General features: G+C 49.9%; 21 protein-coding genes. 9 read left to right on the top strand and 12 right to left on the bottom strand.

Features of this window, described 5'->3' with window-relative positions; genetic code table 11:
- Window positions 1-155 precede the first annotated feature (155 nt).
- Together EE896_RS22335 and EE896_RS22330 are read right to left on the bottom strand one after the other, a co-directional pair.
- Window positions 156-455: a helix-turn-helix domain-containing protein gene (locus EE896_RS22335; protein WP_031378138.1), complete on the bottom strand. Its 300-nt coding sequence runs from the start codon at window positions 453-455 to the stop codon at window positions 156-158.
- Window positions 442-813, bottom strand: coding sequence for a type II toxin-antitoxin system RelE/ParE family toxin (locus EE896_RS22330; RefSeq protein WP_031378137.1), 372 nt, complete (start codon window positions 811-813; stop codon window positions 442-444). The genes EE896_RS22335 and EE896_RS22330 overlap by 14 nt, the downstream gene beginning before the upstream one ends.
- Before the next feature lie 204 nt (window positions 814-1,017).
- On the opposite strand from EE896_RS22330, the gene EE896_RS22325 reads away from it, so the two are divergent.
- From EE896_RS22325 to EE896_RS22300, 6 genes are all read left to right on the top strand, one after another.
- Window positions 1,018-1,698 carry a hypothetical protein gene (locus EE896_RS22325; RefSeq protein ID WP_140916551.1) on the top strand — a complete coding sequence of 227 codons (681 nt, stop codon included), beginning with the start codon at window positions 1,018-1,020 and terminating at the stop codon, window positions 1,696-1,698.
- A gap of 2 nt (window positions 1,699-1,700) precedes the next feature.
- Window positions 1,701-2,174: a hypothetical protein gene (locus EE896_RS22320; RefSeq protein ID WP_122889987.1), complete on the top strand. Its 474-nt coding sequence runs from the start codon at window positions 1,701-1,703 to the stop codon at window positions 2,172-2,174.
- A 31-nt stretch (window positions 2,175-2,205) separates the two neighbouring features.
- Window positions 2,206-2,514 (top strand): hypothetical protein, encoded by a 309-nt coding sequence (locus tag EE896_RS22315; protein WP_140916552.1) that lies wholly within the window; start codon window positions 2,206-2,208, stop codon window positions 2,512-2,514.
- Window positions 2,514-2,876 (top strand): hypothetical protein, encoded by a 363-nt coding sequence (locus EE896_RS22310; RefSeq protein WP_140916553.1) that lies wholly within the window; start codon window positions 2,514-2,516, stop codon window positions 2,874-2,876. The genes EE896_RS22315 and EE896_RS22310 overlap by 1 nt, the downstream gene beginning before the upstream one ends.
- A gap of 122 nt (window positions 2,877-2,998) precedes the next feature.
- On the top strand, window positions 2,999-3,934 hold the full coding sequence (locus EE896_RS22305; RefSeq protein WP_140916554.1) for a hypothetical protein: 936 nt from the start codon (window positions 2,999-3,001) through the stop codon (window positions 3,932-3,934).
- Window positions 3,935-4,053: 119 nt separating this feature from the next.
- Window positions 4,054-4,584, top strand: coding sequence for an LbetaH domain-containing protein (locus tag EE896_RS22300; RefSeq protein WP_140916555.1), 531 nt, complete (start codon window positions 4,054-4,056; stop codon window positions 4,582-4,584).
- A gap of 150 nt (window positions 4,585-4,734) precedes the next feature.
- On the opposite strand, the gene EE896_RS22295 is transcribed toward EE896_RS22300, so the two are convergent.
- Window positions 4,735-5,541, bottom strand: coding sequence for a lipid II-degrading bacteriocin (locus EE896_RS22295; protein WP_140916556.1), 807 nt, complete (start codon window positions 5,539-5,541; stop codon window positions 4,735-4,737).
- A gap of 250 nt (window positions 5,542-5,791) precedes the next feature.
- On the opposite strand from EE896_RS22295, the gene EE896_RS22290 reads away from it, so the two are divergent.
- Window positions 5,792-6,190 carry a hypothetical protein gene (locus EE896_RS22290; RefSeq protein ID WP_140916557.1) on the top strand — a complete coding sequence of 133 codons (399 nt, stop codon included), beginning with the start codon at window positions 5,792-5,794 and terminating at the stop codon, window positions 6,188-6,190.
- Window positions 6,191-6,255: 65 nt separating this feature from the next.
- On the top strand, window positions 6,256-6,672 hold the full coding sequence (locus EE896_RS22285; protein ID WP_140916558.1) for a hypothetical protein: 417 nt from the start codon (window positions 6,256-6,258) through the stop codon (window positions 6,670-6,672).
- Window positions 6,673-6,861: 189 nt separating this feature from the next.
- On the opposite strand, the gene EE896_RS22280 is transcribed toward EE896_RS22285, so the two are convergent.
- The 3 genes from EE896_RS22280 to EE896_RS22270 form a co-directional block, all read right to left on the bottom strand.
- Window positions 6,862-7,143, bottom strand: coding sequence for a hypothetical protein (locus tag EE896_RS22280; RefSeq protein WP_140916559.1), 282 nt, complete (start codon window positions 7,141-7,143; stop codon window positions 6,862-6,864).
- A gap of 106 nt (window positions 7,144-7,249) precedes the next feature.
- Window positions 7,250-8,512 (bottom strand): translesion error-prone DNA polymerase V subunit UmuC, encoded by a 1,263-nt coding sequence (umuC, locus tag EE896_RS22275; protein ID WP_140916560.1) that lies wholly within the window; start codon window positions 8,510-8,512, stop codon window positions 7,250-7,252.
- 2 nt (window positions 8,513-8,514) lie between these two features.
- On the bottom strand, window positions 8,515-8,892 hold the full coding sequence (locus EE896_RS22270) for a S24 family peptidase (protein ID WP_140916561.1): 378 nt from the start codon (window positions 8,890-8,892) through the stop codon (window positions 8,515-8,517).
- A gap of 288 nt (window positions 8,893-9,180) precedes the next feature.
- Here EE896_RS22270 and EE896_RS22265 point away from each other — a divergent pair, with 288 nt between their 5' ends.
- Window positions 9,181-11,790, top strand: a complete 2,610-nt coding sequence (locus EE896_RS22265) for an AAA family ATPase (RefSeq protein WP_140916562.1) — start codon at window positions 9,181-9,183, stop codon at window positions 11,788-11,790.
- A gap of 295 nt (window positions 11,791-12,085) precedes the next feature.
- Here the strand turns inward: EE896_RS22265 and EE896_RS22260 are convergent, their stop codons facing one another.
- The 6 genes from EE896_RS22260 to EE896_RS22235 all read right to left on the bottom strand — a co-directional run bounded on the left by EE896_RS22260 (window position 12,086) and on the right by EE896_RS22235 (window position 15,992).
- Window positions 12,086-12,880, bottom strand: a complete 795-nt coding sequence (locus tag EE896_RS22260) for a hypothetical protein (protein WP_140916563.1) — start codon at window positions 12,878-12,880, stop codon at window positions 12,086-12,088.
- 9 nt (window positions 12,881-12,889) lie between these two features.
- Window positions 12,890-13,486, bottom strand: a complete 597-nt coding sequence (gene dut, locus EE896_RS22255) for a dUTP diphosphatase (protein ID WP_140916564.1) — start codon at window positions 13,484-13,486, stop codon at window positions 12,890-12,892.
- Window positions 13,473-13,901 carry a MarR family transcriptional regulator gene (locus EE896_RS22250; RefSeq protein ID WP_140916565.1) on the bottom strand — a complete coding sequence of 143 codons (429 nt, stop codon included), beginning with the start codon at window positions 13,899-13,901 and terminating at the stop codon, window positions 13,473-13,475. Before EE896_RS22250 ends, dut begins: the two co-directional genes overlap by 14 nt.
- A gap of 174 nt (window positions 13,902-14,075) precedes the next feature.
- The gene (locus tag EE896_RS22245) at window positions 14,076-14,534 is read right to left on the bottom strand and encodes a hypothetical protein (protein WP_140916566.1); all 459 of its coding nucleotides are present in this window, start codon (window positions 14,532-14,534) and stop codon (window positions 14,076-14,078) included.
- A complete protein-coding gene (locus tag EE896_RS22240; RefSeq protein ID WP_153574594.1) occupies window positions 14,534-14,773 on the bottom strand; it encodes a hypothetical protein in 240 nt (79 codons plus the stop codon). The genes EE896_RS22245 and EE896_RS22240 overlap by 1 nt, the downstream gene beginning before the upstream one ends.
- Window positions 14,774-14,960: 187 nt before the next feature.
- Window positions 14,961-15,992 carry a tyrosine-type recombinase/integrase gene (locus tag EE896_RS22235; protein ID WP_140916568.1) on the bottom strand — a complete coding sequence of 344 codons (1,032 nt, stop codon included), beginning with the start codon at window positions 15,990-15,992 and terminating at the stop codon, window positions 14,961-14,963.
- Window positions 15,993-16,389: the final 397 nt, after the last annotated feature.

Below are 16,389 nucleotides of genomic sequence, written 5' to 3'. Positions count from 1 at the left end.
TAGATTTCCTTTCTTAATAAATAATTCATATAGATGATGACTATATTAATCTATAGTGCAGATTATGCTGGCTAAAGACTCTAAACGTATAAATTAATGAAGGCAATAATAAAAAACCCGCCGAAGCGGGTTTTAAATATTAAGATTAGAGCGTGTTACAGGCTCAGTGCAATGCGCTTGCCATCAGGTAGCGTCACGTCGAGCGCCAGCTCTCCGCCCAGAGCAGCGATGTAGCGTCTTAACGTAGACAGCTTAGGATCGTTATCAACCTTCTCCATTTTCGCCACAGAAGGCTGCTTTACGCCTAACACTTCAGCTAAATGAGTCTGTGAAACAGATAATTCTTCACGCAGCTTGGCAAGTGTAATTTCCTGACGGATTTCAGCAGCACGCGCCTCGATGCGCGCACGGCTTTCCGGGGAGCGTTTAGCCATCATTTCTTTAAGCGTTGCCATCGTCTTTAGTCTCCGGTGATTCCAGATGCGAAGTGAACTCGGTATCTGCAATTTTAATCATACGTTTGTAGAACAATTTTTCGTCTTCACCCTTTTTGTCTCCGGCACACAGAACAATCGCTTTACGTTCCGGGTCAAAGGCAAAGAAGGCGCGAAATGGGTGCCCGCCTATCTGTACACGCAACTCTTTCATGTTTTTGTACTTAGACGCTTTAATCTGATCTACCTGCGGACGCCCTAATTGAGGGCCGATCTCTTCAAGTATCAGGAAGTATGCTGCAATTTCTTCCTGAACCTCTTCAGTCTGCCCTTCGTACCAAACATCAAACAGCTTTCTTGTGATGACTTCCCATGCCATTAAGCGATCTCCATGTATAACCTGCGAGCTATGTGTAGGTTATAGCCTGCGGGGTATAATAGCAAGCTATTAATAGTGTTTTATTAAAAGAGATTAAATGGTTTTGTTTGTATTGACAATCAAATGTGAGCTCTATAAATTGCACGTCATGGCGCTGCTTTAGCGCCACCGCCCTGGCGGATCCAGGCACTAAGGAAGACTGTTATGAATATCTCTCCAATGACTGCCACCGCTGCGCTCCAGCACATGTCTTACACCCTGACCGGCGCAATCAAGCAGAGCCAGCAGCCTGGCTTTATCGCGGCAGAAGCCTACGCGGATATCAAAACTAATTACGAGCAGGTGGCTACCAACTGCACAGACCTGGCGACCGTTGTCTGGCTGCGTAATCACCTCTGCTTTGGCTACAGTGGCGATGAGCACACTTTTGAAGAGATCAACCTGGGCTACCGCGATCACATCGACTTCATCCTCAAATCAGGCTGGCTTCCGGGTACTGCACCGGCGCACAGAATGACGCTCAGCAATATGTTTGAGCTGGACTGGTGGGACCCTCAGCAGATCGTAGTGACTTCACACACTGCGGATACCGTCACCGGTACGGCCACCATGATAGACACGGAAGGCGAATATCAGTTCGCGTTTGAGTGGACCATGATCATGGGTGAAAAGGCCGAGGAATATAACCTGCCGTTTATGGTGTACATCACAGCAGCGCGGTTTGACCTGCCGTATGAGTTCTCACTGTTTGAATATGACGGCAGCCCGCTTGATGCGCTGACGGCGTTACAGGAAATGGATTGCGCGCTGGGATTCTGTAATGAGTATTTCACCGATGTTTACGACAAATATGCCCCGGCAGAAGGGGCAGTTAACCGAGGCTAATTATGACCGATAAAGCACGCGACCCACGGGCTTTAAATTCAGTTAAAGGAGCCGCCCCTGCGACGGCTCAGATTCAGATGCGCGTCATTCCCGAAGTTAAGAACCGGTACGTCGCGCAGGCGCAGCGGGAAGGGATGAAACTGTCAGAATGGATTCAGCATCATCTAAATGATGTTTGCCAGTCGGCAGATGAACACGCGCAGCTGTCTGAAAATATAGCGGTGAAGAATACATTTTTCCGGGTATACAACCATCGGGATAAGACGTGGCGGACGCAAGAACGTAGCACGGGAAGGTTCGGCATTATGGATCCGCTCTATACAACCGAAGAGTCTCAAGCCGGTTTTTTTTGGGCTGATGAAATTAAGCACTTAGAGAAACTTGGTGCGCAGATGGCTATCCAGATTTATGAGGAAGCTATTCCCTATACACCTACCAGGGAAGAGATACGCTTTCGTAACGAGTGGAATAGTTAGCCCGTGTGTCAGCAACAGGATAAGAACACCAGTGATTAAACAGGAAATCAGGGCGCTGTTTCTGGCGCACGGCTTCAAAATGCAGCAGCAGCCTGATGGAAGTACAGATTTAGATCCCGCTTGCTACAGCGTCGCTCAGGCGCTTGCAGAGCGATTCAGTGATATTTACGGGCAACCGGCAGGGATTGTTGAGATCGCCGCTGGTGGTGGCGCAGAGGGGCGCACGGTGGCGCTGTTTCACGATAAGGCGGCAAGCATTGAGTTTCCGACCTATATCATGCGCAAGCCGTCGAAAACCTCCGCGCTGGCCACCAGCAAAAATCCGGTATCCGGGCGCTGATGGACGACCGGCTAAGTCAGTACGGCTGGCTCTCTTTTGAGGGCTGGCCGGACAGTGAAGTTCACGACTATCTCACGACGAAATGCGGCATCATCCACGCCCGCAAGTTACCCGATGGCAGCTGGACCGGCCTTCTGCGCCTTCTGTATACGCTCAGCGTCTGCATGGGGATCACGCCAACGGACGTGTATCAGTATCGCTGGTGCTTCGAAGACCCGGAAGAGGCGGTGTATCTGTACAAAAACGCAGTGGAAGTAGACGAGATACCGGATCGCCGGGAGTCGCTGGTGGACCACCGGCACACGACCGGCACTCCGCTTTACGTTGAGTTTGATCAACTGGGTTTGCCGAAGTGGCGTTAATCACCAGCTGACGCATAGAACGGTTAAACAATAAACAAACAGATTAACTAAACTTGTTACTTTATGAGCCATTAAGTTTAATGGCCTCAATACCTGCTTATTGCTTTCAAAATGGAATAGTAATGAATTTTCTAAAACGGTTCTCAAAGGACTATCGGCGCATTACCTCTCGCCACAACATCCCTTACGCGCAGGTTGCTGGAAGTAATAGCCGTAATGATATATCCAGCGTTGTTATCCCAACTGTAGGCGCTGACTTTATTGAAGAGGCCATTCTTAGCGCCACGTTCGCAGCACGCTATGCGCCAGAGCTGCGCGAAATAGTTATCGTGACCGATCAGCCTGCTTCCGCATTTACTAATCTGCCGGAAAAGGCGCGGGTTGTGACACTGGATATTCAGATCCCAAATCCTTCACACCGCTATGCGCAGATATACAAAAGCCGTCTCTTGAAAATGCAGGCTCCGTTATCAGCCAGCCCGGACTCGACCGGCGTACTGATGATCGACTCAGATTTAAATCTTCTGAAAATGCCGAGCTACCAACTGGAGAAATTCAGCCTCTACTCATGCTTCCGTAACGGACGTATGGGCGCGAAGTTTGAAAAGCGTGGTTATCAGAACGTGCCAGCCTATTACGCTAACAGTGTGCGGCCTGGTCTGGAACAGCATGTTAACAGCGCGTTCCTGGCGGCTACCTACTTCACATGGCAGAGGCTCTGCCCGTTGTGGGTAAACCTGTTTAATGACACATGGGAAACGCTCCCGGATGATCAACCACCAACGGATCAGCCGCCGCTGTCAGCCGCACTGGACACCCTGGACTATCAGACGGTGAACCTGGGTGACTGGACTAACTGGCCGGTATCCAAAAAGATTGGTGGCACGCCGTCTGTTATTCCAAAAGAAGTGATTGGCGCTCATGGTGGCTTCCCGTTAAGCGAATGGCAGAAGTATCTGGATAACCCCGATCAGCCGCTGCTGTTTCGAGGTCAGGATTACACCCGCAAGGTGCGTTATCTGACGGATGAAGAAAAGCGAGCTGGCGTTTCATCCTGATTTCCGCTGTCCACCAGCTATCCGGCTGGTGGCCGGTTATGAGTTACAGTAAACGCGGCTCTACGTTTTGACGTGAAGGCGCAGATGTATAAAGTAGAATTAATCAGGTAGGAATAGGGATGAAATACGCGCAGCTGAAGCGCTTCTGGCATGTGGAAGTTATTGGTATTGAGAAAAAGTTTTCCTGGTTTCGGCTTGCAACAAGACTCCGCAATAAGCCGGGGCTGAAGTTCATTTTTTGGTGGCGCTTAGCAAGTTTCCTTTATGAAAATGGATACCGCCGCATCGCGTACCGTATTCACTCACGCATTAAAGGCCGCTTTGCTTGCGATATTATGTTGGGCGCAAAGATAGGCGAGGGCTTGAGTATCGCACATCATGTTGGCGTCGTAGTCACCAAGCGGGTTGTGGCAGGGCGCAATATGCGGCTGACGCAAAACTCCGTAATAGGAAACAGTGGGAAGGGAAAAGACGGTTCAATTCTAATTGGCGATAACTTTTTCCTGGGATCAAATAGCTGTGTAATAGCTGATAATCTGGTGATCGGGAATAACGTTACCGTCGGTGCAATGAGCTTTATCAATAAAGACATTCCTGATAACTCCACTGTCTACACCCGCAAAACTGTAGAGCTCGTAGAAAGGGATTAAAAGCCCTGCAACCTGACGAATTAAGAACATCGCGTAGACGTTTTCTCCTTCTTCCGACTGACCACCAGCTATCCGGCTGGTGGATTGTTAACGGATTAAGCCTGCCAGCTACGCAGTACCTGACAGGCTTAACATCAACTAATTCCGAATTTATTGGCCAGAGAAAGAACTAGTTAGGTCGCCATTGATATTGATTGGGTAATTAACACCTTGGAAGTGTTGACCGAGGAAGTTACCGATCGTCGTCATGTCTTCATTAGTCTTAGTGCGGTGAGTGGATGCATTGAAGTCATAGTTATCCTGATAACCGCGAACAACGCCGTTGAATGTCCACTGTCCAGAGGCATCACGATTTAACGTACCTTCCATCTGAAGGGTGATATTGCCGAGGTAGTAATTAGAAACCAGGCTATCAATACCTGTGTCATAAGCAAACTTTAGGCTGAAGTTGTAGCTGCCTGGTGCGCTCATAGCCATTAACTGATCATTAAAACCAGCGATTTTCTGCGGTGCGAGCTGAAGACCAATTTTGTTGATATCAACATTCATTGGACGACCATTACCCCAAAAGAAATTAGCCAGTGCTGAAACCACGCTATAAGGACCACCACTTAGCTGGTCGCTCATATTGTTTAATTGCCAGTCACGCCACTGGGCACCATTACCCGCCATAGCAGAAATGCCAGCAGTCCCCATGGCCGGACCCACAACACAGTCGTTCAGATAACAATTGTTTTTAACCCACTGCAGCAGGGTCGTGAGATCATTCTTATTAACGCAATCCAGGCCGGACTGGCTGTTGAAGTAGCTGCCATTAAGCACCTGTTGATACATCATTGCTTGTGCCTGACCTGGCGGAACAGAGGTAGAGCCGCCTGGGCTATAGCTACCAAATCCGGCAGGAGGACCACCAGCACTTACTGCCGGTGCGCTTACAACCAAAGTACCTTCGCTCATATGTATCTCCTTATGTTTATCATGTTGTTAACGCGATAAAGAGGATAACAATTCAGGCCGAACATCGGCCAGAAACATATGGGTTTTTATACAGTATTAATTAGCATGTTTAACTGCTTGAAAAGCGAAGCGACAGGCTTTGATAATTCTAAAAATAAAATAATCAATAAATACAGTTTCTTATACTAGTGCTTTTGTCTGCAATTGATAACGATTGCTATTTGTATATAATGTTGCCTAATGAATATCCATGAGCGAGGGCGTTATGACAGGAAGAGCAGCAAAAGGGATCGCTTTGGTATTAGCTGGTGGCGTTTTATTGGCCCTGGGTTGCGTCGGTACGCTGGTTTATCTCAGAACTGGCGCTCAGTATTACAGCGCTTCAAATCTGGAAGAGTGTAAAAAATACACAAATGAGCAGGCAAAAGAAGCCGTGCTAAGCGCACGACTCAAACAGCCCAATGCTTGGGAAACCTGGAGTGAAGCCTCTGAAGTCGCCAATAAAAATGGCATAAGGTTCGTTGATAGCGAAATCCAAGGTCCGGATAAGATCTGGCTGGTTCCGTTCTACGAAGCAAAAGCGCCTGATAAAAAGCAGTTCGGTATGCTGGATTGTGGAACATTAACAGTCGAGTTTGCGTCAGAATAATGCGCTTTCGTCCTAAATCACAAACCGCTTATCCTGGCCGTCACACTGACTCAGAGGCCACCTGCATGACCATTCCAACCGACTTACAATCCCTTGCCGTAAATGCGGCCGCATCGTCAGAACCAGCAAACGCCGGCGAATTGATCGCTTTCGCCGGCGCGAGGTTTTCCCTGCCGATTATCCCGGCGCCGTTGGTTGTCTCGTTCTACGACTCGGACGGGACGCGGGCGCAGCTTACAGTGAATAAGGGAAGGGTGACGTTTGAGGGTGATCCGAACGCTGCAGCGGAAATGTTTATCGAGGCGGTGACACGGAAGCATGCGCAGCAGTGGGGCGCGCAGCAGGCGCAGCTTGAGAAAGCAGAAGCCCAGCTGGCGGCATACTCACACCATAACGGCCTAATGATGCTGTCACAGCGGCTGGTGGACGCTGAGAAGGAATGCGACGCACTGCGAGAAGAAATTATTCAGCTGCAGAGTTGATTCTAGCGTTCACTATAGTTAGCAGACTCACTTTTTTAATCAATCTTACTCTTACTAATGATCATGAGAATGATACTGGCTGCAAGTACAAAGTCGATGGTTGCCACTTTGCATTGATATTGAAAACACAGGCGGCTGTATTAGCATGGCAAAGGCCACTCAGGTGGCCTTAATCCTCACGACAGACTGTTATCTTTCCCAAGTTAAATCCAGATCTACATGAAAATCAGAAGGATTGAGCTTGTTGCCGCCGTTAGACGTAACGTTTACAGCATTAGAACCTGTTGATATTGCGAGTTGAGTATCATCCGTAAACGTAATTATTAACATTTCAGTCTGATGGACTTTGGCACCTGTTTTTTGAAAACCAATTTCGACAGATTTTACTGTCTTGCCAACCATTTCTTTAGCTTGGTTAATGGAGTAATTAGCTTTAACTTGCAGGTCATCTCTAAAGACAGGTAGTGTCATTTTATATCCCTTTCAGTAAGGTTATAGATCATTTATTAACCGCGCCTAAGTTATATCATGCTAATGGTAAACAAGGGGCGAAGTGTGGAATTTGTGTCCTTCAAAGTTATTTTATTCTTGGAATATCTTTCAGGCGCGTGGTGTAGCGGGGCGATAGCATTTCCCTTTTCATCTGCCACGCACTATCGCGTTCTCCCTGTCCCGCAAAAAACACCTTTCCTCTACCGGATCGATTGATGCCGTCCAGCGCTGCCATTAATGCGTCAGCATTTGCACGCGGCTGCTGCTCACTGAACATGTCAAACTGCGCCACACCAGATTGGTAAAAATCCCCCAGCATTACGCCTGCTTTGGCATACCGGTAGCCGTCGCGCCAGATGGTGCTCAGCCCGCGCAAGGCTGATTCGATAATGTCCCGCGTGTCGCTGGTGGGATAGTCGCAGATACACGACGCAGTATTCGAATACTGCGGTTCATCCGCGTGCCTGGCGGTAGAAACTGACACGCTGATATGACGACAACGCGAGTTTTGTTCTCTCAGCTTTTCTGCTGCACGGGTGGCATATAGTGTTACGGCCTGCTTCATGTCCTCCAGCTCTGTGATCCTCTCGCCAAATGACCTGGAGTTTAAAATGTTCTGCTTTGGCGGCGGGGCGTCTTCCAGTGCAATGCAGGATTCACCATTAAGCTCACGGGTGGTCCGCTCAACGATGACGTCAAAGTTTTTCCGTATCATGCTGATGTTACTGTCAGCCAGCTGTAGGGCCGTGGTGATCCCCAGCTGGTGCATGCGTTTGGTAATACGCGGGCCGATACCCCAAATATCGCCGACGTCGGTCAGGTGCAGAAGTTTTCGCTGCCGGGTCCGACTCGACAGGTCCACGACGCCGCGCGTCTGTGTCCACTTCTTGGCCGCATGATTGGCAAGTTTGGCCAATGTCTTAGTCGGGCCAAATCCCACGCCGATAATCAGCCCGGTTTCTTGCCGAATACGCTCACGCATCTGTTGTCCGAACGTCTCAAGCGGGATCAGATTGCCAATGCCGGTGACGTCCAGAAATGACTCATCAATGGAGTAAACCTCCTGTCCAGCCGCCATTTCGCCAAGTATGGCCATCATGCGGGCAGACATATCGCCGTACAGCTCGTAATTGGAACTGAACACATGCACGCCGTTCTGTCTGAAAAAACGCTCATTCAGAAACAGCGGCGCCGCCATCTTGATCCCCAGGCGCTTTGCCTCCGCCGAACGTGCGATCACACAGCCGTCATTGTTCGAAACGACGACAATGGGCTTACCGCGCAGATCGGGCCTGAACACGGTTTCACAGGAGGCATAAAAGTTATTGGCATCGGCCAGCGCGAACATGCTTACTCTCCAGCGGGTCCGTTAAAGCCGATCCCGGCCACATCCGTTAAGGCATAAGCCACTACACCCCACACAGGAAGCGCCTGGCTCACATCGAGCAGCGTTACAGTCTCGTCCGCATCCAGCGCTTGTAGAGCGGGAACCGGATTGAGCAGTAACCGCCTTAGCGTCAGCTCGCCGTCAAACTCCGCCACGATAAGCTGGCCGTGCGCGGGCGTCAGGGCGCGATCGATGGCCAGCACCGAGCCTTTAACGATCCCGGCTCCGGGGCAGTCGGTTTCGCTGCGCATCAGATAGGTTGAGTAGGGGGAAAGATATACCAAATCGCCCAGGTTCAGGCGCGTTTCAGTGTAATTCTGGGCGGGGCTCTGAAAGGCCATTGCAATGCTCCATTCTGAACAGCGTTATATAACTCCTGATATGAGTATAAGACGCTACAGGAGGCAATGCTCAGATGTGCAGACCAATGTCCGCTATGAGCGAGGAGCGGACGTTGGCATGACTATCGAAATCGAGGCGATTCATTCCGTCTTCATCCGGGTTCATTTCAACACGAGAGCGGAACTACAGATATTTGATCTGCAGATCATGTGAATACATAAGCTGAAGGTGTATTTTCTATCATTGCCTTACAACGAGAGAAAACGATAAGTTAAAAAGGATTAATTATGCTCAGTAACGAGTTTTTGCGCTTTTTCCAAACTTTAGACACAGCAGATGTACCCGGCGATGTTAGAAAAATGGCGAACCTAGTGTGGGATAATATGGATAGTATTATCCCGTTAGGTACCGCGCAGGGCCACCGGATTAGGCGTATCGTAGAGCTGGCGCAGTCCGCCTGGAATACCCTCAGCCTGGAAGTCCAGCCACTGCCTGAGCAGAACTCCGAACGCATCCCCACGTTCAGTCGGCTAAGAAAGTTGTCCGTTGGACCGTTCAGAGGATTTGCAAGACAGGAGGAATTTGATCTGGATTCGCGTCTGGTGCTTATTTATGGGCCCAATGGTACCGGGAAGTCCAGTTTCTGCGAAGCACTAGAATATACATTATTAGGCAGTGTTGCTGAGGCTGAAAGTAAACGCTTTCGTAATCAAACCGACTATTTTAGAAATGCATACGTTAATCAGTTTTCTGCGCCTGTGATTACTGGTGTTGGAGCTCAAGGGCAGGATGTGGCAATTGAGGATAACGAAGCACAGCACCGCTTTTGCTTTGTTGAAAAAAACCGCATCGACAGCTTTTCAAGAATTGCGGCGCTGGCCCCGGCAAGGCAGACCGAACTAATATCAACGTTATTCGGGCTGGATGCATTCAATGATTTTGTCCGAAATTTTACTTCGGAGATTGATGCCAGATACATCGATCTGACAGGCGCAAAAGCCGTTCAACTGGCAGAAAAACGCCGCACACTCGAGGGGGCCATCCAGCAACTGGAAGTGGGTAAGACGGATCTTGAACGACTGGCTTCTGAGGAACAGACGCTGGCTTCTGGCTACCGCGAGGGCCTCTCTTTTCAGCAGATGATGATTGAATTAAAAGGGGATGAGCAAAATATCGGGGCCATTCGGCAGCTTGAGACAGAATTGCAGACCCCTCTTCCGAACAAGAGTCACATTACCTGTGTGATGTTGAAGGACTTAAGTGGCTCTGTTGAAACTGTATTGGCGGATCTGTATGGCAAAAAGAAGCAATTGGCAGAGGCGAGTCTGCAGGTTTCGTTTAAAAGTTTATTCGAAGCAGTCGTCCAGTTACAAAGCACTAGTCCAGAACAGTGCCCTGCTTGCAATACCCCACTCCAGCAAGTCACAAAAAACCCCTACAGTCATGCCAGTGAGGAATTGCTGAAGCTTGAGTTTTTGTCTGCCTTACAGGGTGAAATAGCTCAACTGGAGCAATCATTCAGCCAGCAGATGTACCGCGTCTCGCAAGTTGTCGGCACCTGCTGCCAGTTTCTTCCTCATGAAAATGTTCTCGAAAGATTCAGGGAAGACAATAGCATCGTTTTGTGGCGTAAACTGCATCAATCATCAGGCGATGGTATCACTCCCTGGTCTCTTCTGGAGAAACAGGTGCAGCAGTTGGAAGAAGAAGATAAAAAAACAGAAGCAACTGCTAAATTGCGGGAATCACGGCAGCGTTATCTTGTGGGGCTGCGTGAGTCAGAACGCCAGATAACAATATTGCAGACAAGAAGAAGTGCGACAGAAAAAGCCATCGCTGCGGCTCAGTTGTTGATTGGTAACTTTGATACGGAAAACAGGCAGCTTATTGAAGAGGTTGAACTTGAGGAATCCGTTGTAAGAAAAAATAGAGAAATTTCAGTATCCTATGCTCAGTTCGTATTGCAGTTGAATGCCTATAAAGAGGGTTTGCCTCAACAGTTGGTTGCGAATCTCGGAGACAGCATTGTTACTCTGTACAATGCATTCAACCGTAATGACCCTCCAGGAGAAAAGCTCGCTTGTATCAAACTCCCCCTGATGCAGAATCAGCGGCTGGAAGTGGCATTTCAGAACAATCCAACGCAATATTTTGATGCCCTGCATGTGCTAAGTGAGGGGCATGTACGCTGCATAGGGTTGGCTATTTTGTTGGCAAAAAACATCAGTGAGCAATGTCCACTTTTGATATTTGATGATCCTGTCAATGCTATCGATGACGATCACAGAGAATCTATTCGGAGAACGCTGTTTGAAGACGCCTTCTTTGCAGATAAGCAAATCATCCTGGCATGCCACGGAGAAGAGTTCTTCAAAGATATACAGAATTTATTGCCAGCGCCTGTGGCTGCACAGTCCAGAACTTTCAGCTTTTTACCACGTCTGGACGAATTGCATATCCGCGTGGATTTTAACTGCGCCCCTAGGAACTATATTCTTTCTGCGCGAAGCCATTATGGACGTAATGAAATCAGGGAAGCACTGACTAAATGCAGGCAGTCACTTGAATCTCTGATGAAGGGGAAGGTTTGGCGTTATGTAAACAAGCACGGTGACGGTAACCTCAGTCTTAAACTGAGGTCAGCAACTGCACCTATTGAGCTGCGTAATCTCTCAGAACAATTGAAAAGACAAATTGGTCGTGCCGATTTTAATCACCCAAATAAAAATTCCGTATTTTCTCCCATCGATATTTTGACCGGCTTTAGCGGAGAATCACGTGAATGGCGATACCTTAATAAAGGTACGCATGATGAAAACGACAGGGCAGAATTTGACAGGGCAACTGTAGAAGCCATGATAGGTGCAATCGAGGCGCTCGATCAGGCCGTGGGTTAAAGGATTAGTACTAAATCCCTCGTATGATGTGGTTCTGCAGATGTGAAGCTATATGAAGTGGTCATAAAGTTGGCCACTTCATGAGGTTTTTTTTAAACCACGATAGGTCCGCTTCTGGCACAAAGCAGACATAAAAAAAGCCCCGATTAAGGGGCTTTGGAGAGCAAAGGCTAATGGCAACATCAAGCAAGAAACATCCGCTATGTAAATTACCAAACCCTTAGATTTATACAAGCTATTTCAGCGCCAGCCTGAAACACTTTAACCTGCTAATTCTGGCAGGTATTAACGCCTTTTATTTCGCTTTCTGCGGTTCTGCCGTTGCCGCTGTGGCCACCAGCTCCGGCTCAGGCTGTGGGACGTCGGCTTTCATCTTTGCCAGCAGGATAGTGCGCTGTAGTTGCGCCTTTTCGGTAGCCTCTTTCACCATGTCTTCATCCAGCCCGACAACCGCGTATTTATCGAGGCCTTCAACACGGAACAGGTTCGTTTCCGGCACCAGCTGCTTCAGGCCAATTTCATTCTCCGGGGTAATGTAGAGCAGTTGCGGCTCTGCTTCTGCGCCGTCCGGGATGTACACATAAGCACGCTGGCCAACACCGATTGCCTGAAGGAACAGGAGGCAAACTGCCAGTGGCAGTGAGGGGTGTGACACGCTCATTGGCTGTAACTTACCGGCCAGCAAGCCGTGTAGTTTCACATCATATGGCCTGAAGCGGCTGATTGTCTCCACGCGCCATGAGCCCGCCAGCGAACCGTCCACAAAAGCCTCGCCAGTCGCATTCATGGCGATCTGACGCATGAGTAGTTGCGCAAAGCTATTATCAAGTGTCGGCGCGAGGGGCAATGCGCCGGTTTTCTCGTTGATAGAGTTCACAGCATCCTGGCGGATGGCGGCATCTTCCGGTAGTTCTTGCTGGTGTAACAGCCAGAAGCGATCGTTTTTGTTAACCCACACTGTCACGCCTTCAACGTTCTGCGGCTCAAAACCCAGCGCGCCCAACAGCGCAATCTCCACATCTTGCGGAAGGATCTCGCCCTTATCGTTCAGCTCAATAGCGGTTTCTTTACTGATAATGTATCTGGTCATGATCGGGCCTTATTTGGTTGTGGTCTTTTTGCTGGTGGAGGTGCTGCTGGTAGTATCGGTCGCTGCTGGCTCTTCAGTTGCTGTGGTCTCCTGCAACTCTGCCGAGGTAGTGGCCGTATGGTCCTCAGTCGGCGTCGGATCGGCCTGAACCGATGTAGAGGAGCCAAAGCCGTTATCGCCCCGGACGGTTTCTGACAGCTCATCGACTTCTTTCCAGGTGACAGGCTCGACTTTCTCGATCATTGCCTGCGCAATTACCATTCCGGCTTTTGGCTCAATGAACTCGCCACCTTCATCGGCAATCATGCGCAGTTTGATCTCGCCACGGTAATCGCTGTCGATGATGGCCACGTTGTTTGCCAAGCGCAGGAAGTTATTCGCTGCCAACCCGGAGCGGGGATAAATCTTCATGCAGTAGCCTGCCGGAATCTCCACGGCCAGCCCGGTTGTGATCCACCATGCACGCGGCTGGCGTGCCGCGCCTGGCGTCTGTACAACGTTGAGTTTCACGTCCAGCGCGATGATATCCCACGCAGCAGCGCCGTCTGAACCTCGGAACGGCAGTACTGCATCAGGGGTGAGGCGTTTGATCTTAACTTGTGGCATGGCTTTTCTCCGGTGATTTAAAGGTGTAATGGCGGCGCTTGCGGACAGAGTTTTCATAAAGGGGAACGTCTGTGTATTCCACCAGCCCGCGGGCAATGAGTTTCTTAACTGACTGCAGGAAGAGGGAGTGACTTACATCAAATTCCTGACGCACGTTTCTGGCGGTGATGTACCGGTGCTGGTTGAGCAGCATCAGAATGTATTCTTCAATCTTCCCCATCTTCAGGGGCATCAGGCTGGTGGCATACGCGGCAGACACTGCCAGGGTGTACTCGTTGTCAATAGACCGCGTGATTAGCCCATTCTTCTGCAGGTCCAGCAGCGTTCCCCGGATGACATGCGTAGACGTGTCAGGCAGGGCGCGTGTAAAGCGGCGGCGCGTGGCGATACGCTCATCTTTCAGCAGCAGCAGCACTGCTGAAGCCGTCTCCGGATAGCGGGCGCGAAAAATTTTAAGTTTTGGTAAAAGGCGCTTCAAAGTTCTGTTATCCTTGCCAATGGTTTATTTCGGATACCTACATCCAGTGGTTAACGTTTGAACCTGATTGATTGAACGGAATAAGGGAGCCAGTGATGGTTCCCTTTTTCTTTAGTCCTGAGTCCATTTCTCGCCCGTATCCACGCACACCACGCCGTGACACACACGCCCTTGATCGAGCCTGAAAGCCATGCCGCCCAGCCGGTTGCGCCTGCGATAGAATTGCGCGCCTGACAGGTAGGCATGCGGCACGCCGGAATCAATCGCCCCTTCCTCCGTACACTGGCCGTCTTCTGCATCGGCATAGCCACGCGCAAACTCGCTGAGCACTTCACGCCGGTCTTCAAAGCGAATAATTTCGCCCTGATCCGGATCGCGTGCGAACTCGATCGCGCCGTATTTAACGAGGGATGCGACGGTTTTGGGATGCCGGAATATTTCCTCGCCCCAGTATTGGCCGGTGCAGGAATCGACGTAGGAGCCGCTGGAATAGGTGCCGATAGGGTTAGAGACGTCGTGAGCCATAGCCACTGCCACGAAGAAGTTAACGACGTTGCCGGTAACAGACATTATTTCCCCGCAAAGAGCCGTTCCCGGCTGCTTAAGGTGTTGGTTTCCTGCCGGGTGAAAGCAACGTCCACCAGCCCAACAAACGCGGCAAATTCACTTCTGTAATACTCCAGTAGTTTATTTGCGGCGCGGTCGGTGATGTTTTCCACGTAATAGCAGGCGCTGTGTCGGTCGCGCCAGGGTTTATCGAGGGTCAGCAGCGGAACGGCTTCAGAGAGGGTATTAACGCTGAACTCCACCAGCACAACTCCGCCGCGCTCGATGGCGGTGAAGTTCAGCTGGTGGGCCTCAACGGTAAACGTTCGTGTCAGTAAGATTTTTTTCTCTGGCCATCGGTAATCGCAGGGTGCGGGACGGCCTGAATTGTGGGGGATAAGCCTTACCGTTACAATTATTATTTCTTTAGATTTCGATAAACTTAACTCTCTATTCCCCGTCCAGTATCCCCGACATTTTGCCTTTCTGACTTTCAGAGCGGCGCAGATAGCGCATGACCGTTTTCGGATCCTGCCAGGTGCCTTCCTGCATGATTTGGGTAATTGTTGCGTCGCGTTCGGCCATGTCCATCGCCGCACCGACACGGGCGCTGTGACCGGACCATTTCGTATAACGGCCTTTATTATCCTGTACCGGGTCTTTCCCCAGCAGATCCCATGCGTCTTTGAAAATCTTCTCTGTTGCCGGTGCTGACATAGGCTTTTCAGACACGCCAGCCGTATTGTTATGACGGACCGGCCCGAAAACCATCGCATCCGGATGATGGATCAGCCCGGAAAGGTCCAGCCAGTGCAGCAGGTGACCGGCAGCGGCACGGCTGAGGTGCTTTATCACGCCCGCGGCCGTCACCATCGTTTTAGTGTGTGACAGGTTAATCACCACATGGCCACTGTCGCTGATATCGAGATCGCGCACCCGGATGCGGCTGAGCTCGGACATTCGGCAGAGGGTGTTATAGGCGACAAACAGGAATGCCAGGTTGCGCTGATCGGTCAGCCGTTCGGAACGGCCCATGAGGTGCGACAGCAGCTGCAGGTCAGGAAGTCGGAATGGCACAGCCTGGCCGGTGCGCTCACCCTGCAGAACGGCCTCGCGGCGGATGCGTTTCATGGAGCGTTTCAGGTCCACGCTTCCCCGGAGATCAGGCAGGCCACTTTCCCGGCATAACATGTTCATCATGGCATAGTGCTTGTCGATCGTGCTCGATGCCAGGCCGCTTTCTGCCATATCAAGAAAGTATTCCCGCGCCAGTTCAGGATCGATCGGCAGATAGCCAACGTCACGCTCGTTACACCAGAAGGCCCAGCGACGGATGACAGATAAAAGGTCACGGAAAGTATTCTCGGAATAAGCGGCCTTATCTGCGATGAATCTCCGCAGATTATTAGCAATATCTTCCGGAGTTAAATGCGTTAATTCTGCCGGGAGAGCGCCGGTCTTTATTTGAGCCAGATGTTTCATTTATATATTTCATCCCAAATCAGAGAGACAACGCTACGCGAAATCTACAAAAACAGCAGGGGTGTGATACGCCAGATTTCACGTAGCGACGCCTGGTGCAAGACCGCTCATAAAGCACGCAGTTTGCCAGCGGCTTCGCTAATCTGATCATTTGATCATCAACCACTGATCAAGCATACATGAAACAGGGAAAAGTTTATATAAGGCTTATTATTTAAAGTTTCATTTTTTGGAACTAATCGGGTGAATGCTGGCTTAAGGAGTAACTAAATCGAAAAATTTGCAAATTCGTTACGCTATTGTTCGTGATCGCAAGCATGCCTTCATATATGATCATTTGGCATTCAATTTGATTGCAAGTAGTTACTATTATCAGTTGAGGCTATTGCCTTGGGCG

The organism is Pantoea eucalypti (assembly GCF_009646115.1).
GTDB classification, from domain to species: domain Bacteria; phylum Pseudomonadota; class Gammaproteobacteria; order Enterobacterales; family Enterobacteriaceae; genus Pantoea; species Pantoea eucalypti.
Note: the sequence above shows the minus strand (reverse complement) of the source record. Positions and strands in the feature narration are given on the sequence as shown.

What these genes read in the sequence shown, in the direction of transcription:
- umuC (WP_140916560.1), bottom strand. Translation starts at nt 8,512, where the DNA reads ATGTTCGCGCTGGCCGATGCCAATAACTTTTATGCCTCCTGTGAAACC.
- EE896_RS22330 (WP_031378137.1), bottom strand. Translation starts at nt 813, where the DNA reads ATGGCATGGGAAGTCATCACAAGAAAGCTGTTTGATGTTTGGTACGAA.
- EE896_RS22280 (WP_140916559.1), bottom strand. Translation starts at nt 7,143, where the DNA reads ATGACACTACCTGTCTTTAGAGATGACCTGCAAGTTAAAGCTAATTAC.
- EE896_RS22325 (WP_140916551.1), top strand. Translation starts at nt 1,018, where the DNA reads ATGAATATCTCTCCAATGACTGCCACCGCTGCGCTCCAGCACATGTCT.
- EE896_RS22270 (WP_140916561.1), bottom strand. Translation starts at nt 8,892, where the DNA reads ATGGCCTTTCAGAGCCCCGCCCAGAATTACACTGAAACGCGCCTGAAC.
- EE896_RS22310 (WP_140916553.1), top strand. Translation starts at nt 2,514, where the DNA reads ATGGACGACCGGCTAAGTCAGTACGGCTGGCTCTCTTTTGAGGGCTGG.
- EE896_RS22305 (WP_140916554.1), top strand. Translation starts at nt 2,999, where the DNA reads ATGAATTTTCTAAAACGGTTCTCAAAGGACTATCGGCGCATTACCTCT.
- EE896_RS22290 (WP_140916557.1), top strand. Translation starts at nt 5,792, where the DNA reads ATGAGCGAGGGCGTTATGACAGGAAGAGCAGCAAAAGGGATCGCTTTG.
- EE896_RS22320 (WP_122889987.1), top strand. Translation starts at nt 1,701, where the DNA reads ATGACCGATAAAGCACGCGACCCACGGGCTTTAAATTCAGTTAAAGGA.
- EE896_RS22245 (WP_140916566.1), bottom strand. Translation starts at nt 14,534, where the DNA reads ATGTCTGTTACCGGCAACGTCGTTAACTTCTTCGTGGCAGTGGCTATG.
- EE896_RS22265 (WP_140916562.1), top strand. Translation starts at nt 9,181, where the DNA reads ATGCTCAGTAACGAGTTTTTGCGCTTTTTCCAAACTTTAGACACAGCA.
- dut (WP_140916564.1), bottom strand. Translation starts at nt 13,486, where the DNA reads ATGCCACAAGTTAAGATCAAACGCCTCACCCCTGATGCAGTACTGCCG.
- EE896_RS22300 (WP_140916555.1), top strand. Translation starts at nt 4,054, where the DNA reads ATGAAATACGCGCAGCTGAAGCGCTTCTGGCATGTGGAAGTTATTGGT.
- EE896_RS22235 (WP_140916568.1), bottom strand. Translation starts at nt 15,992, where the DNA reads ATGAAACATCTGGCTCAAATAAAGACCGGCGCTCTCCCGGCAGAATTA.
- EE896_RS22295 (WP_140916556.1), bottom strand. Translation starts at nt 5,541, where the DNA reads ATGAGCGAAGGTACTTTGGTTGTAAGCGCACCGGCAGTAAGTGCTGGT.
- EE896_RS22285 (WP_140916558.1), top strand. Translation starts at nt 6,256, where the DNA reads ATGACCATTCCAACCGACTTACAATCCCTTGCCGTAAATGCGGCCGCA.
- EE896_RS22335 (WP_031378138.1), bottom strand. Translation starts at nt 455, where the DNA reads ATGGCAACGCTTAAAGAAATGATGGCTAAACGCTCCCCGGAAAGCCGT.
- EE896_RS22260 (WP_140916563.1), bottom strand. Translation starts at nt 12,880, where the DNA reads ATGACCAGATACATTATCAGTAAAGAAACCGCTATTGAGCTGAACGAT.